The sequence below is a fragment of the Scrofimicrobium canadense genome (assembly GCF_009696615.1).
Taxonomy (GTDB): domain Bacteria; phylum Actinomycetota; class Actinomycetes; order Actinomycetales; family Actinomycetaceae; genus Scrofimicrobium; species Scrofimicrobium canadense.
Genome location: NZ_VULO01000005.1, coordinates 144598 through 158927 on the forward strand (window position 1 = coordinate 144598; position 14330 = coordinate 158927).

Below are 14330 nucleotides of genomic sequence, written 5' to 3' on the forward strand. Positions count from 1 at the left end.
ACATCCCCCGGGACCCGTTATTAGGAGGCAAAGGTGTTCCTCTTTGAATCAATCCCATGGTATTCATGGCTGGCGTGGTTTGGCGTGTTAGCCGCGCTCATAGGTTTCAATGAACTGACGAGGCGTTCCAAAGCAGGTGGTCTCATTTTCTTTGTCGCGCTTCCAATAATCTTGACCATTTTTGTGTGGCCTACAACCGCCGGGCCAGACTCCTCCACGGGCACCTGGTTCCACTGGGTCAAAGTGTATTCCGCATTGGCTGGATGCCTTGGTTTCATGGCCATTCGATATTTCCCGAAGCTCTCGCGGAACCGGTGGGCACTGATGTTCCCACCGGCTATTTTGGCGATCAATATTCTGGAAGCGTGTATTCGTGATTTCCAGGTAGGAGCGCTGGGAGCTGACGGAGTGGTGGATGGCGTCTACATGCTTTCCGGCTCATGGAACTGGATGAATGGCATTGCTGGAATCATCAATCTCGTGACCATTTGTGGGTGGATGGGCATCATTATTTCCAGGGATAAAGCCAAAGATATGATCTGGCCGGACATGTTGTGGTTCTGGATTATTGCATACGATTTGTGGAACTTTGCTTACGTATACAACTGCGTGGGGGATCACTCTTTCTACGCGGGGGCTGCACTGTTGATTTCATGTACTATCCCTGCATTCTTCATCAAAAAGGGCGCATGGTTACAACACCGCGCACATACGCTGGCCCTGTGGATGATGTTCACTATGGCGGTTCCTGCATTCGTGACAGATTCACAGTTTGCCGTGAACTCTTCCGGCAATCCTGTAGCCCTGTTCTCAGTCTCGTTCATCGCCTTGGCAGCAAATATCGCAGTGCTAATCTACCAAGTCCGAACCATCATTCACTATCACCGCAATCCACTCACACAGGAACTCTATACACACCTGTCCCAATACAAAGAGGTGCGCGAAACTAATATGCAGGCCGGAGACCGCGACTCCGATCTTGGTTTAGAACTGAAAGTGAAAATCTGAACTTGGCGTAGATTGAAACAGGAGATGTAGCCAGGAGGGGTTTTAAAGAATAAGCACCCACAGTAGGGTAGTGAGAGACGGGGGGACGCAATGGCGTAGCCTTTGACCTCACTACTATTCCTCGCACAATGATCGGATAAACCTTGTGGAACTAAAACTTGCTGACAGAGTATTCATTGTGACAGGTGGCTCTCGTGGGATAGGTAAAGCGGCAGTTTTAGCATTGCTACGTGAGGGTGCACATGTAGCAGTCTGTGCGCGTTCGGAAGAGCCCCTCCAGGTTCTCTTAGATCAGGCGTCAGCCCTTTCAGGTGAGTTGATCTGTATGAGAGCAGATGTGACGCGCGCCGAACAAATGGACATATTAGTGTCTAATACTGTTTCTCAATTGGGCAAAATCGATGGCTTACTGGTCAGTGCGGGCCCGGGCACCATGGGGACAAACCCTGCAGATATTAAAAAGTCCTTAACGAATCTAGGACGGAGAATCCAATGATCGCAGCGGGAACAGTATCTGTGTTTGTCTCGAAATTCACCCGTGTCCAGTCTTAGTGGCAATAACAGCGAGCTGCAACGGTATCGCTGCGTGCATTCATTGTGCGTGGCTTCCTCCACCAGTTGAACCGGAAGGAACCACTCGAAGTCGTTTAGCATTTCTGTGTCCCCGGGAATAACGTCCCCAGCAAGCAGTGCAGCACCTAGTTCCCTAAGGGCTGTGAGGGCAATATTTTGAGTCATGGGTCCATAGGAGATTCGGGCAACGCCTAGTGCTTCGTAGTCGGCAGCAGGTAGGTTAATGGCAGATATAAAAAATACTCGCAGTATTACTCAAACAACCGCTGTTGCTCAGATAATTCGGCAGCTTTCGGCTACACCAGAGATTCTTCGCCTCGTCAATGTTTGGGATGCGGTCACTGCCCGCGTAATCTCAGCGTTGCCAGGAACAAAAGTTATTGCCACTGCTGGACACAGCATTGCCGCTATGCACGGATACCCAGACGGCGAGAACATTCCAGTTGACCTCATGCTAGCGAGCACTGCCGAGATAGTGGCTGCAACGAATCTTCCCGTCACTGCGGACCTTGATGGTGGTTTTGGGGATGCCCCTCAAACAGTGCGTAGAGCTATTGAAATCGGTGTTTCAGGAGCAAATGTTGAAGATCAAATGAAACCCTTCGACAACTCTGTTGCTCTCATGGAATCGGTGATCGCAGCCGCGCAGGCAGAGGGTGTTCCCTTCGCGTTGAACGCGCGCACTGATGCCATAGTCAAAGAGTGCGTTTGCGCGCGCTGATATGTGACTTCCTGTATAGCAACAGTCGTGTCACTGTTCCGTGAGCTGAATACATAGCCTGTGAAGGCGGGCCTAGAGCGAAGGATATGCAGGAGCGCTGAGCTCCTTGATCGTCTCACGCATAACTGACAGATGGAATGCAGATAGTCTTAGAGGTAGGTAAGGGAATAGGAGCCGAAAATGGCGTCGCAATCGACGGATGGTGGAACGCAGCGCAGACCGCGGCGCATAGACCCTGACCGTCGCGATCGCATTATTGATGCCTGCCTGGAGGTCATAGCTGCCGAGGGTGTTGCTGGTGCCTCGCACCGCAAGATTGCAAAAGCAGCCGATGTTCCACTGGGCTCAATGACGTACCACTTCTCTGGGATGGATGAACTGTTGCATGAGGCATTTACGCGGTTCGCAACAACTTCATCCGCGCAAATGGAATTGCGTATGGCCCAGGCAACGGACTTCCAATCGGCCAAGTCAGCAGTTGTCGAGCATGTACTTAACGATATTTTTGGTGGTGCATCGGACTTGGTGTTGACGCACGAGTTGTACACTTTGGCAGCGCGGAACCCGAGCTTTCGACAGATAACGTCGGCGTGGATGGCACGCAGTCGCGCTGCTTTAGAACAACACTTTGATGCCGATACCGCCCGCATCCTTGATGCCCTTATCGAAGGATTGACGATCCATAGAGCCCTGGACACAGAAGAACGGGATCCGGCAGAGGTAATCAGAGCAATAGACCTGATTACTGCACAATCCGACCTATCAATGTAGGTCAACCTTGTTGCTAGTGCGGCGGGTAGAGAGGAGGTTGAGTCGTTCGGTCATCACGAACGTAAGCGCCGCGAAGATCATGAGGTAGAACGGGAATAGGCCCATAGAGAAGTTTGTCGCTAGAATCCCGAAAAGTGGCGGCATAAGAGTAGTACCCAAATACGCGCTTGCCATCTGGATACCGATGATGGCTTGAGAGTTTTCACGACCAAAGTTGTCCGGTGTTGCGTGAATAATCGCGGGATATATGGGTGCGCATCCAAGTCCTGCAACAGCCATTCCCGCGAGGGCAAATCCATTGGTCGATAACGGTAACGCTATGAGGACTGCACCTACCAATGCTGTGAGAGTTCCCAGACGGATCATCCGTTTGTCTCCCATACGGTCGGCAACGAAACCACTCATGAAGCGTCCGGCAGTAATACCAATGAGGAAAAGCGCGCCAAATTGTGCGGCGGTGGCCGGAACGACTCCGCGGTATTCAACCAAGTAGGTCGAAGCCCACAACATGGAAGTGGCTTCGAACGCGCAGTATCCAAAGAAAGCTACCAACATGTATGGCACTCCAGGGAAACGGATTGCCTTAAAGAGGGGAATCGGTTCAGTTAGTTGCAAGGATTCTCCGACAGTGTTTCTCGACGGAGAAGTTTCCACTTTCTTCCACAAGGGAAGACTGAAGACTAGGAATAATGTAAGAGCACCTTGGATGAGTCCGACCAGCCAATAGCCAGTTGTCCAGGGACTTCCGCCCGAGAGCACCGCCCCCATGATCACCGGTCCGGTTGCTGCTCCCACGCCCCAAAAAGCGTGGAGCCAACTCATGTGCTTGGCAGCATAATGCAGAGCCACATAATTGTTGAGGGCTGCATCGACTGCGCCAGCTCCTAATCCGTAGGGGATTGCCCATATGCATAGCAAGACAAAAGAGTGGGAGAAAGAAAATCCAATCAATGCGGCTGCTGTCATAGCAACGCTGATGGTCGTGACTAGCCCAGTACCCAGCTTCTTGGTAAGGCGATCTGATTGAAGGCTGGAAATAATCGTTCCAAAGGCAATGATCATAGTGACGATACCTGCGTAGGACACGGGAACACCCAGATCAGAATGCATGACCGGCCACGCAGAACCCAGAAGGGAATCGGGTAGACCTAAGCTAATGAACGCGACATAGATGATAGCCAACACAATTGAATACATGATTTCCGCTCGGTATGAAGCATGACAAGCGGGAACAGTGCGACCCGCGAATTCAATGACACGTCTAGTGTAGATAATCCTATGTGTGTGTACAAGCGTACATAGGCTTTATGGGTGTGATCCGCGGCACCGTGGTTCGCTTATTCTTGTGCGTCGCCTGTTTGAGCGAGGTGTTCTAGTATGTGCCGCCACTGAATCTCGGCTTTGGAGTCAAAGTTACTCAACACTTTTTCAAGTAACATCATTTGCTCACCGGAGAGTCGAGCCTCAAGTTCTTCTCCCTCTTTTGTTGCGTGGATCCGACGCATTCGCCTGAACCTGAGGCCATCCTCTACGAATTGCAGTACCAACACCAGTGTATAACCTAGATGAAGACGCCGGTTATTGTGGCACATCCCAATGCGGATGCCTAGACCCATTGACCGCGTGCTGAGTGAAGCAGTCAAGGTTGCTGGGGGCAAACACTCTTTTCTTATGGAGGAAGAAGAACTAGAGAACGAAATCGCCAACTACTTGACCGCACCGCCACGTCAATCGTCACTTTCGAACTAGGTGCAGCGGGAAACACCGCCTGGACCCATCCGGGGAGTTTTTCAACCTATTACCAGTCGCGTGCACACAGGTTTGAACGCTTTGAAGAACTGCGTCGTGGGTGGGATGAGGAACATGCGAAACTGCGCCCACAGATGCAGGCGTATAAGCAAAAGGCTACCTATAACTCGGACATGGCTTCCCGATATTGGGCCACTCAAACGCGGTTGGGACGTTTTGAGCACGAGGGCCCTCCTTAAAACAACCCCTCCGGCAACATATCGATATACGCTTGCGGGGTGGTCGTACTGGGAAAAAGTTCTTAACTGTGATTCCCTTGAACTGACGGGACTGATGCGGCCCTTTGATTTCGAAGCATGGCATGGGGATCGTGTAGCAGTCCTGGGATCCAATGGATCAGGAAAATCACACTTTTTGCGGCTACTTGCTGGCGGAGGAACCGATCCCGAATCAGGTCAAGAACCAGTGGGCGAGGTGAATATTGACCCGGTGGGGCATACAGGTGTGGCAAAGCTGGGTGCGCGTGTTCGGCCCGGATGGTTCGCTCAAAAGCGTTCTCGTCCAGACCTGGTAGGCCGGACTTTATTGGAAAATTTGCACCGAAGGGACGAACACGGTTCAGTTTTACCTCGGGAAGATGCCTCGCGCGTTCTTGCCAGATATGAACTGGCGCAATCGGCAGAACAGCGCTTCGAAACTTCAATGGATACCGCGAACTGCTGAGTGCTGTCGCCCAGGAGGCTGGCGATCGGATGGTGCGTCGGCTATCACAATACCCTGTCTCTAAACTGAGAGGGTTGCGCGGTGAAGCTGCAGTTGATGCACTTCAGCTAGCTGCGATGGTAGGTGGACTGACTCTTGATACTGTTACCGCACACGGTGATCTCAATACCGAGACTTTGAAAACGGTTCTGCGCTCATACTGGCGTCAGCTACTCTATGCAGCGAATCCACACTAGTGTTGCTAGATAGACGCAGTGTTGAGAGCCAGCATCTTTTGGCATTAATATGGCAATCTGTAATGCCCCCACAATATTGATGCATGATTTCTGCTGAGGCTCTGGTGTGAGAAATGGTTACTCCACCAGAATGATACGAGCTTGAATGCCATGTGCATTGGCCATTCTCCTGTCGCAGGTAAGTAGATCTGCACTCGTTGCCTCCGCTAGTGCTGCGTAGCAGGCGTCATAAGCAGTCAGACTATCGCGCATTGTCCAAACTCTTGTGGCCAACAATTGATGGTCGTAGTAGTGAATACCGAGGTCTCCCAGCAATGCAATTGCTTCTTCAGCATCCGTAAGGCAGGTCAATTCTCTGTGAACTCTTCGCCGCAGGACCTGCAGTACCTCAATGGTAAGTAGTTGAGGGGCAACAATATGCCACTGATGCCTTTCAATATGCTTTTGTACTTCCATTGAGAGCGGCAGATTGAGCAGAAGCTCAATGGCCGCCGACGTTTCAAGGACTATCAGCGCAAGTCTCGTTCGGCTCGAGTAGATTCAGCTGCCGTTTCACCGTTGTAGGGACGGGGGGTTCGTGCTTGCAGGCGCTCGCTCATCTCACTCGGACTGGGGGTAGCAACTGCGCGACGAAGCTCTTTGAGAGCAAAATCGGAAAGGGTCATCCCCTCTTTGGCAGCCCGTACTTTTAGAGCGCGGTGGAGTCCGTCTGGAACATTCCTCACCTGAATCATTGTCATGTGAATATGATGACATCATCAATATCACATGCGCAGGTGCTAGGGGACTCTTTCTCAACCCCAACCTATCGCGGTGTCATAAAACCCGTAGCAGTGACATATTTATCGCCGGGACACTGTTTTATTCGAGGGGATAGGCAAGTGCGTGGCAAGCATTTCCTCCAGGTGATACCAGTGCCCTAAAGTTGGGACGTGCAGCAAACGAGTATTCCTGGATTAGCAACACCAAATACATGGACGCTCGGCGTAGCATACGCGCGTGGACGGCGGGTCAGAGTCAAAGACGTCGATCCAGTCAAGGGCACGGTGTATGGTACCTGTCGAGGCTCGGGAGGAAAAACTTACGTTGTCGACGTTCTTTGCGAGTTCACGCGACATGGGGCGCTTGCTTCCATTGACGGGGCATGCAGCTGTCCGGTTGCACACAACTGCAAACATTGCGTGGCGCTAGCCCTTGTTGGCTTTCACATTATCGACGAAGACATAGAGGTTGCACCTGCAAGTACCCCGGTGAGAGAACCTGAATGGAAACAGCAACTCAGTCGAGTTTTCCCCTCCTGGTTGCAGACTCCTCGGCAGCAAGTAATGCCGCTGGCGTTGCAGTTTGAGGTTACGACGCCATCGATCGCGCAGACAAGTCCTACCCGGTTTGGGGGCTCAGGGGCATTGCGCAAACGAAGTAAACATGAAGGTGCCCGGCTCGACATTCGATCAGTGACAAGAGGAAAGACAAAGCAGTGGGTGAGGAACGCAATCACTTGGAGTGCTATTCGCGGGCGATCAGCTTCAGGTTTTGACCTGGGAACACTAGAAGTTTTCCAGCGCCTATGCGATTTGGCTGACCGCACCTCGTACTACTCACCATCGGGGAGCGTTCCGGTCAGTGTGGGATCGCTTGAGGGGGGTGCCTGGTGGGAGATCATGGGGGACTTATCCGCAAGGCACGTACCATTCCTCTTCGCCCCCTATAATTCTCCGGTAGTGGTCGAAACTCAACCGGCACACACCACCATTGATGTGGTAAGCCTGCCGCAAGGAGATCTAGTTATTTCTGCCGAGGTGTCACATCCGCACGCTTCGAAAGGTGCGCATCTTTACATATTGGGGGAGATACCCCATTCGGTGATATGGCTGGAACAGCAGGACCTTCACCTAGCCCAGGTGAAGAATCCGCCATCGAATGCGTGGTCGAGGCTGCTGCGTGAAGGTGGAAAAGTAGAAGTTCCCGCCACTGCTAGTAAAGAATTTACGCGCTCGGTTTTTCCTTCGCTGGCCCGTGCAGGGTGGACATCATCCGATGACAGTTTTATGCCGCCAACGCCTCAGCACCCCACGTTGGTGCTTCACCTCGACACTGAGACAACAGAAACGGACATCCCACAGATTCGCTTGCTGTGGCAGTGGCAATACCGAGATGAAGATGGAGACGACCTTCCTGCCGCCTCTCTCTATCCAGGGTTTGGTGAGTATGGTCGTGACGAGCGAACAGAGTCAGAAATCCTGGCGCAAGTGGCGCGGGAAGTGGCTGCATATCCGCGTCTAGTCCGCGATGCCCCGGGCACAATCGAAGAATCAACTTCTATCAGTGGGCTAGCCGCTGCAAATTTTGTTGACCAATGTGTGCCCGCGTTGCAAAAGCTCGGTGTGCAAGTTATGACCACTAACCTCCCTCAATATCGTCGCGCCGACTCAGTTCACGTGCAATTGTCTGTCAACGAAGACTCCCACAGCAACGACTGGCTGGATTTGGAAGTCGAAGTACTTATTGGCGGACATGAAGTTCCTCTGGCTCACCTCATCGCTGCGCTGGTACGCGATGATGACGCTCTATTCTTGCCCGACGGAAGTTATCTCCCCTTGGACAATCCTGAGTTCGACCACTTACGGCGGCTACTTCACGAGGCACAAAGTCTTGGCGATGGAAAAGCCGGTAGGCTGAAAGTCCGCCCCCAACAGCTGTCATGGTGGGAGGAAATGCTCGATTTGGACATCGTGCAAACTGCCTCGTCACAGTGGTTTGACTCACTGAAGAAAGCTATCAAAACTCCACCTGTAGAGGCACCAATTCCTTCGGGTCTGCGTGCCAATTTGCGATCATATCAAGTTGAGGGTTTCCGTTGGATGGCAAATCTTCGCCGCCAAGGTCTTGGCGGTATTTTGGCTGACGACATGGGACTTGGTAAAACGGTTCAAACGCTGGCAATGATCGCTGATCAGCGCGAAACTGGGTCTACGGAACGCCCGTGGCTGGTGGTTGCACCCACATCGGTAGTGGAAAACTGGGCAGATGAGGCACACCGGTTCACCCCAACTCTAAAAGTGGAAGTGATAAAGGGGACGGCTGCGCGCCGGACACAAAGTCTCAGCACAATAGCTGAAGGACAGGACATTCTTATAACGTCTTTTGCCCTGTTGAGGCTCGACGAAGAAGAATATGCCGAACTTGACTGGGCTGGCCTTATTGTCGACGAGGCACAAAACGCGAAGAACTATCGTGCGAGAGTATTCAAAGCACTAGTGAAGACGGGTGCCCCCGTGACCTATGCAATTACCGGAACTCCAGTAGAGAACAACCTCACTGAGCTGTGGTCGATGCTCACGTTGGTGGCGCCCGGCATGATGGGAAGCCCCAAACAATTCGCACAAACCTACCGAAAACCTATCGACAACGGCGGCCTAGAAGGCGAACAAATGATGGCACTTTTGCGCCGCCGCATCGCACCCTTCTTATTGCGACGCACTAAAGAGAAAGTCGCGTTGGACCTTCCTGAAAAACAAGAACAAATATGGCCAGTCATTCTTGAAAGTGGACATCGAAGACTCTACGACCAACATTTGCACAGAGAACGTCAACGCGTGCTTGGACTGTTAGAAGATACCGAACACAACCAGATCGAGATTCTGGCATCCCTTACTCGCCTGCGCCAATTATCTATTGATCCAGCCCTTGTCGAAGAAAAATCCCGCGTGGAATCTTCGAAAACTCAAGAGCTGCTGAAAGTACTCAATGAGGTACTGGTTGACGGACACCGAGTGATAGTTTTCAGTCAATTTACACGGTATTTGCGCCGGATTGCCAAAGAATTAGACGATCGAGGAATAGCCTATTCGTATCTTGACGGGAGTACTACCGATAGGGGGCGTGTACTGCAAGGCTTTCGCGAGGGCAGCGCTCCAGTATTCCTCATGAGTTTGAAAGCGGGCGGTGTTGGAATCAACCTCACTGAAGCCGACTATGCGATTCTTACTGATCCGTGGTGGAACCCGGCCGTTGAAAGTCAAGCCATTGCTCGCACACACCGCATCGGACAGACCAGGCCAGTTCACGTGTATCGTCTAGTTGCAAAAGACACCATTGAAGAAAAAATGTTGTCCCTCCAAGAGAAAAAACGCAAATTGGCGCACGCACTTCTTGATGAGCAGTCCGGTGCTCAGGCCACATCAGGGGCGAGACTCAGTGCAGAAGACATACAACTGCTATTCGACTTTTAGAACTATTTAACGCTTATTGGTTTGGGCCGATAGAGTCCGTAACGGGATTGAATAGAAGTAGACACGCGCCTGTGTTTATTTCTCACGATTTGCGGGTTGTGCGGAGCATCTGTCAGAACGTCGTTGTCATGCAGGCTGGGCATATTGTTGAGGCGGGAGCAACTGAAGAAATCCTTCACAATCCTCATCATCCGTATACTAAACAGCTGGTGGATGCGGCTACCAGCTACAACCTGGGCTAGCCGTGGGATTCCTCCCCGGTCGACGTGACCGTGGTGAGTAGAAAAACGCAATCCTCAACGGCAATAACACTATGGCGTTCATGGGTAAGCACCCACAGTTCGTTTTCTTTGAAGTGGCCTTGTTCTTTGTCACCTATTTCTACACGCACACTTCCACTCAGTACCTGGAGAGTGGCGGCGGGGGGCGAGTTGTGTTCTTGGAGGCGAGTTCCCGCGCGTAAGGCGATGATACTTTGGCGCAGAACCCCGTCGTGGGCTACTAGCTCAGCGCTGCGCCCGTTGTTTGCGGTGAGAGCGTTGTCGAGATTCCGAGCAGTCACCTCGGCCAGATTCGTCATCGTATTCTCCTGCTTTCGGTGATGTGGCTGTTTCCAGTCTGCCGCGAAATGTTCCTGGTGGCTATCTGAGTTGTGTCCCTACTCCTCAGGTGCTGGATTTTTGCGACCGGACCCCAGCCATAACAGACACATAACACGCACCTGACGGGGCGGCGGGATGCACTCGGCCTGTCACGAGGAAGAAATGAGCCCTCGGGCAAGAGCCTGACTGACGGCAGAAGCTCGGTCAGAGACTCCAAGTTTTTCATAACTGCGTTCCAGGTGCGTCTTTACTGTGGAAATACTGATGGCCAGAATGCGGGCAATCTTCTGATTCGTATACCCCTGCGCAACAAGGGTCAGAATCTCCCTTTCCCTCCCAGTAAGAGACGCAGCAGAGGGTGTGTTTATATGGGCTACAAGGCGTGCCGCTACCCGAGGCGACAAAGCGGTCTCTCCCGAAGCTACAGCTTTGATGGATTCGATGATCTGCTCGCGGGGAGCATCCTTCAGTAAATACCCGGAGGCGCCAGCCTCGACAGCATGGAGAATATCAGCATCCGAGTCGTAGGTAGTGAGAACCACGACCCGAGTATCCCGGCCTAGGGCGAGCACCTCACGAATCAGTTGCACGCCATCCATATTCGGCATACGCAGGTCAGTGAGGATCACATCTACCTTTTAAGAGGCTAGACTTGCAAGAGCCTGCTTTCCGTCGCCCGCTTCGGAGCATACGGAAATCTCGGGGTCGGTCTCAATCATTCCAGCAATTCCAGAGCGCACCACGGGGTGGTCATCGACAATGAGAACTCGAATAGTCATGGCGCCTCTCTTGGTAGTACTACCCGTACGCGGGTGCCTCCATTATCAGGTGATTCAATCGTGGTATGTCCTCCAGATATGCGGGCTCTCTGACGGACTCCCTGCAGACCTGTGCCCTCCGGGTTGCCTGCAATGCCAATACCATCGTCTTCGACCGTCATAATGCAGCTACCGGTGGCAATGCAAACTTCGATCGTGACCGTGTTTGCTTGGGAGTGGCGCGTCACATTACTGGTGAGTTCTTGAAGGATCCGCAACACCGTAACTTCATCCTCAGTGCTAAGCGCTTCATCCCCCCTTATTGTCAGGTTAAAGGTAATATCGCTGCGCTTCGTCGCGGAGGTGACTAGGCGCTCCACAGCTGCTTTGAGGTCGCCTTCGGCAAGGCTTGGCGGTTTCCACGCCTGTATAAGCGCTCTGGCTTCTTCCAGATTTTCCCTGGCAACCTCTTCTATCTGGTCGAGGCGGTCGCGTATCTTTTCGGTAGTACTGTCGGTCAATACGCTCTCGGTTAGTGGCTGAGCAGCTTGAGAAAGCGCAATGACAGAAACGAAGCCCTGGGCAAGAGTGTCATGGACTTCGCGGGCCATGTGCTCGTGTTGCTCACGGATTGCCAGAGTCCGTGCGGCCTCTAGCTCCCTGTCGCGGGAAGCTTCAATGGCGTGGCGCATTTCTTCGCGTTCTTGACCCCAATGGAAGATTGCGCTGATCCACAGACCCATCGCTGAGGAGAAGGCTCCTACTACGACCGAGTAGCCCAGTACCTCACTGAAATTTTTACCTGAAGCAGAGTAGAGACCGAGCCCCACAGAGACCGTCAGTAGCCACGTCCAGGCGAGTCCTTGCCATTGTGAACGGGAGAGAATCCAGGTGAGTGGGTAACAGACAAAAAGAAACATCTGCATCCAGTCACTGAAATAAGTGGCAATGCCTACTATTGCCACCATGATGACGAGGAATACTTGGCCGCGGATACCATCACTGAAAGTGCCGGGTAGCCCACCCTGCCGAGCAAACCAGGCTACGAGAAGGATGACAGTAGCCGCAATAGCAGGAGGAGCCTGAACGCTCTCATCCGAGAGAGTGAGACCAATGACGACAGCTCCGATTCCAACAAGTAGTCCAGACCAGATGCGCGCGGAGCTAAACTAGGTGCTCTTACTTTTCGTCATGAGGCATCCACCGGAAGAAGCGCAAGGCGACAACGATAGATGCTGAGGTCCATGCGGCCAAGACTACCAACCCGGTGACTGTCTGGAATGACTCGCCCGGTTCCATAGCTGTCATGAATTCGGGGTAGAAGGCCGCTCGCAAGCCAGAAGCCAGCCAGCGCAATGGGAAGAATCCCGCAACTGTTTGCATCCACTCAGGGAGCTGATTGAAAGGAAAGAACACTCCAGAGAAGAACTGCAGGATGAGTAGGACGGGGACGATCGTTCCATTGGCGGAACGCGTTGAGGGAAGTAGTACAGCCAAGGCAAAGCCGAGTGCCGATCCGCACAGAGTACCCAAAAATAGCATTCCAATGTACATCGCCCACGCTTTTGCTCCCTGGGGCAAGAGTGCATCGTATCCAAGGTTTGCAATGGCTAAGAGCACGATGTTTTGACCCAGGACCATGATGGAGACTTGACCTAGTTTGCCTCCTACGTAGGCGGCTGCGGTTGTAGGAGTGGTCTTCAGTCGTTTTAGTGCAGAAGACTCACGCTCCTCAACTACACGTATTCCCAGTTCTTGGGTAGTGGCCACCAAAATTCCGGTGGCGATCATGCCTGGTAGAAAATAGGTTTCAAATCCAAAATCAGTTGCGCCAGGTATTGCCATAATGCCGGTAGATAGATCAATAATGCCGGTGGCAACAAACACCATATACATCAGTGCTGGATAGCCGAAGTTGAAAACTAAGGAAGGTGTTTCGCGGACAAAAGAGAGCAGTTCAAAAGGAATGCGTCGTAGCGCAACTATGAATGATGAGGGAAGGGTAGGGGCGTTAATCTGTGTGGGTGCTCGGTCAATCGTAGCAGTCATGCGGCGTGTCCTTCCGGCGTTTTTTCGCCTACCAGCTGTAGATAGACGTCCTCAAGCGTGGGGCGAATAACTTCAAGATCACGAATGACTCCGCCCATTTCACGGCTGAGTGCGATTACCTCAGCCGTTGGATCAGCGGAAACTTTTTCGCATGTGCGCCCTTTATCGTCAGTCCATCGCACTCGGGGTAAATGTGCGCGAGGTCCACCTAGGCTCTCGGGAGTACCTTCAGCAACGATCTTTCCCTTAGCCATGACAAGAACTCGATCAGCTAGGCGCGCTGCCTCATCCAAGTAGTGGGTAGTGAGTAGAACCGATGTGTCTTCCAGGCGAAGACCCTCGATCATCTCCCAAAACGAGTGCCTGGCAGTTGGATCAAATCCTGTGGTCGGTTCATCGAGGAAAAGTAGTTCGGGACGTCCAATAATCCCTAGAGCCACGTCTAGTCGGCGTCGTTGTCCCCCAGAAAGTTTTCCAACTCGACTGGTGGCCTTTTCGCTTAACCCGACCAGTTCTAGCACTTCGTCCACGGGGCGAGGATTCGAGTACGAGGTAGCAGCAAGCTGTAATTCTTCGCGCACCTTGAGGGTAGAAGCATTGAATACTGATTGCAGAACGATGCCCACGCGGTTATGCCATTGTCGCCCAGCCGTACGCGGGGTCACGCCAAGTACCGTGACAGCTCCAGCAGCGGGAGAACGGAAACCCTCCAGGATTTCAACCGTTGTTGTTTTTCCAGCGCCATTTGGCCCAAGGATCGCCAAGCACTGCCCGCGCTCCATACTGAAACTTACGTCATCTACCGCTGGAAAATCGCCGTAGCGCTTTACCAGCCCTTCAACATCAATAATCGTGTTTTGCATATATTCATAATGTCAAAGGGACTGGCCAGAGCGTATTGTCCGATA

19 protein-coding genes are annotated in these 14330 nt (G+C 52.4%); 9 read left to right on the top strand and 10 right to left on the bottom strand.

Going from position 1 to position 14330, the window contains the following annotated elements; genetic code table 11:
- The first annotated feature begins 33 nt into the window (after positions 1-33).
- The 4 genes from FYJ24_RS05315 to FYJ24_RS05330 all read left to right on the top strand — a co-directional run bounded on the left by FYJ24_RS05315 (position 34) and on the right by FYJ24_RS05330 (position 3073).
- Complete coding sequence (locus FYJ24_RS05315) at positions 34-1008, top strand: DUF5692 family protein (RefSeq protein ID WP_318656550.1); 975 nt, start codon at positions 34-36, stop codon at positions 1006-1008.
- Positions 1009-1153: 145 nt separating this feature from the next.
- Positions 1154-1504, top strand: coding sequence for an SDR family NAD(P)-dependent oxidoreductase (locus FYJ24_RS05320; RefSeq protein WP_154544301.1), 351 nt, complete (start codon positions 1154-1156; stop codon positions 1502-1504).
- 300 nt (positions 1505-1804) lie between these two features.
- On the top strand, positions 1805-2302 hold the full coding sequence (locus FYJ24_RS05325; RefSeq protein ID WP_154544302.1) for an isocitrate lyase/phosphoenolpyruvate mutase family protein: 498 nt from the start codon (positions 1805-1807) through the stop codon (positions 2300-2302).
- A 180-nt stretch (positions 2303-2482) separates the two neighbouring features.
- Positions 2483-3073: a TetR/AcrR family transcriptional regulator gene (locus FYJ24_RS05330; protein WP_154544303.1), complete on the top strand. Its 591-nt coding sequence runs from the start codon at positions 2483-2485 to the stop codon at positions 3071-3073.
- Here FYJ24_RS05330 and FYJ24_RS05335 read toward each other — a convergent pair.
- Positions 3065-4270, bottom strand: coding sequence for an MFS transporter (locus FYJ24_RS05335; RefSeq protein ID WP_154544304.1), 1206 nt, complete (start codon positions 4268-4270; stop codon positions 3065-3067). The two genes, FYJ24_RS05330 and FYJ24_RS05335, sit on opposite strands and share 9 nt — an antisense overlap.
- 140 nt (positions 4271-4410) lie before the next feature.
- Complete coding sequence (locus FYJ24_RS05340; RefSeq protein ID WP_154544305.1) at positions 4411-4578, bottom strand: hypothetical protein; 168 nt, start codon at positions 4576-4578, stop codon at positions 4411-4413.
- A 97-nt stretch (positions 4579-4675) separates the two neighbouring features.
- On the opposite strand from FYJ24_RS05340, the gene FYJ24_RS05345 reads away from it, so the two are divergent.
- From FYJ24_RS05345 to FYJ24_RS05355, 3 genes are all read left to right on the top strand, one after another.
- Positions 4676-4822: a hypothetical protein gene (locus FYJ24_RS05345; RefSeq protein WP_154544306.1), complete on the top strand. Its 147-nt coding sequence runs from the start codon at positions 4676-4678 to the stop codon at positions 4820-4822.
- A 216-nt stretch (positions 4823-5038) separates the two neighbouring features.
- Positions 5039-5545, top strand: a complete 507-nt coding sequence (locus tag FYJ24_RS05350) for an ATP-binding cassette domain-containing protein (protein ID WP_206192515.1) — start codon at positions 5039-5041, stop codon at positions 5543-5545.
- Positions 5546-5619: 74 nt separating this feature from the next.
- Entirely contained in the window at positions 5620-5781 is a 162-nt protein-coding gene (locus FYJ24_RS05355) for a hypothetical protein (RefSeq protein ID WP_206192516.1), read from the top strand.
- A 117-nt stretch (positions 5782-5898) separates the two neighbouring features.
- Here the strand turns inward: FYJ24_RS05355 and FYJ24_RS05360 are convergent, their stop codons facing one another.
- The gene (locus FYJ24_RS05360; protein ID WP_318656555.1) at positions 5899-6321 is read right to left on the bottom strand and encodes a type II toxin-antitoxin system VapC family toxin; all 423 of its coding nucleotides are present in this window, start codon (positions 6319-6321) and stop codon (positions 5899-5901) included.
- Positions 6291-6521 (bottom strand): FitA-like ribbon-helix-helix domain-containing protein, encoded by a 231-nt coding sequence (locus tag FYJ24_RS05365; RefSeq protein ID WP_154544309.1) that lies wholly within the window; start codon positions 6519-6521, stop codon positions 6291-6293. The genes FYJ24_RS05360 and FYJ24_RS05365 overlap by 31 nt, the downstream gene beginning before the upstream one ends.
- A gap of 192 nt (positions 6522-6713) precedes the next feature.
- Between FYJ24_RS05365 and FYJ24_RS05370 the strand changes: the two genes are divergently transcribed.
- Both FYJ24_RS05370 and FYJ24_RS05375 read left to right on the top strand, forming a co-directional pair.
- The gene (locus tag FYJ24_RS05370) at positions 6714-10013 is read left to right on the top strand and encodes a DEAD/DEAH box helicase (RefSeq protein WP_154544310.1); all 3300 of its coding nucleotides are present in this window, start codon (positions 6714-6716) and stop codon (positions 10011-10013) included.
- A gap of 71 nt (positions 10014-10084) precedes the next feature.
- Entirely contained in the window at positions 10085-10255 is a 171-nt protein-coding gene (locus FYJ24_RS05375) for an ABC transporter ATP-binding protein (RefSeq protein WP_206192517.1), read from the top strand.
- On the opposite strand, the gene FYJ24_RS05380 is transcribed toward FYJ24_RS05375, so the two are convergent.
- From FYJ24_RS05380 to FYJ24_RS05400, 6 genes are all read right to left on the bottom strand, one after another.
- Complete coding sequence (locus FYJ24_RS05380; protein WP_154544312.1) at positions 10252-10593, bottom strand: cupin domain-containing protein; 342 nt, start codon at positions 10591-10593, stop codon at positions 10252-10254. The genes FYJ24_RS05375 and FYJ24_RS05380 overlap by 4 nt on opposite strands.
- Before the next feature lie 171 nt (positions 10594-10764).
- On the bottom strand, positions 10765-11244 hold the full coding sequence (locus FYJ24_RS13355) for a response regulator transcription factor (protein WP_318656551.1): 480 nt from the start codon (positions 11242-11244) through the stop codon (positions 10765-10767).
- Between the two features lie 9 nt (positions 11245-11253).
- Positions 11254-11394 carry a response regulator transcription factor gene (locus tag FYJ24_RS12870; RefSeq protein WP_225872011.1) on the bottom strand — a complete coding sequence of 47 codons (141 nt, stop codon included), beginning with the start codon at positions 11392-11394 and terminating at the stop codon, positions 11254-11256.
- The gene (locus FYJ24_RS05390; protein WP_154544314.1) at positions 11391-12341 is read right to left on the bottom strand and encodes a sensor histidine kinase; all 951 of its coding nucleotides are present in this window, start codon (positions 12339-12341) and stop codon (positions 11391-11393) included. The genes FYJ24_RS12870 and FYJ24_RS05390 overlap by 4 nt, the downstream gene beginning before the upstream one ends.
- A 211-nt stretch (positions 12342-12552) precedes the next feature.
- Positions 12553-13422, bottom strand: coding sequence for an ABC transporter permease (locus tag FYJ24_RS05395; RefSeq protein ID WP_154544316.1), 870 nt, complete (start codon positions 13420-13422; stop codon positions 12553-12555).
- A complete protein-coding gene (locus FYJ24_RS05400; RefSeq protein WP_154544317.1) occupies positions 13419-14285 on the bottom strand; it encodes an ABC transporter ATP-binding protein in 867 nt (288 codons plus the stop codon). The genes FYJ24_RS05395 and FYJ24_RS05400 overlap by 4 nt, the downstream gene beginning before the upstream one ends.
- Positions 14286-14330: the final 45 nt, after the last annotated feature.

Excerpts from the sequence above, each read along its gene's own strand:
- FYJ24_RS05325 (WP_154544302.1), top strand. The coding sequence starts at position 1,805 with ATGGCAGATATAAAAAATACTCGCAGTATTACTCAAACAACCGCTGTT.
- FYJ24_RS05330 (WP_154544303.1), top strand. The coding sequence starts at position 2,483 with ATGGCGTCGCAATCGACGGATGGTGGAACGCAGCGCAGACCGCGGCGC.
- FYJ24_RS05335 (WP_154544304.1), bottom strand. The coding sequence starts at position 4,270 with ATGTATTCAATTGTGTTGGCTATCATCTATGTCGCGTTCATTAGCTTA.
- FYJ24_RS05395 (WP_154544316.1), bottom strand. The coding sequence starts at position 13,422 with ATGACTGCTACGATTGACCGAGCACCCACACAGATTAACGCCCCTACC.
- FYJ24_RS05380 (WP_154544312.1), bottom strand. The coding sequence starts at position 10,593 with ATGACGAATCTGGCCGAGGTGACTGCTCGGAATCTCGACAACGCTCTC.
- FYJ24_RS12870 (WP_225872011.1), bottom strand. The coding sequence starts at position 11,394 with ATGACTATTCGAGTTCTCATTGTCGATGACCACCCCGTGGTGCGCTCT.
- FYJ24_RS05390 (WP_154544314.1), bottom strand. The coding sequence starts at position 12,341 with ATGGTGGCAATAGTAGGCATTGCCACTTATTTCAGTGACTGGATGCAG.
- FYJ24_RS05365 (WP_154544309.1), bottom strand. The coding sequence starts at position 6,521 with ATGACAATGATTCAGGTGAGGAATGTTCCAGACGGACTCCACCGCGCT.
- FYJ24_RS05340 (WP_154544305.1), bottom strand. The coding sequence starts at position 4,578 with ATGCGTCGGATCCACGCAACAAAAGAGGGAGAAGAACTTGAGGCTCGA.
- FYJ24_RS05345 (WP_154544306.1), top strand. The coding sequence starts at position 4,676 with ATGCCTAGACCCATTGACCGCGTGCTGAGTGAAGCAGTCAAGGTTGCT.
- FYJ24_RS05400 (WP_154544317.1), bottom strand. The coding sequence starts at position 14,285 with ATGCAAAACACGATTATTGATGTTGAAGGGCTGGTAAAGCGCTACGGC.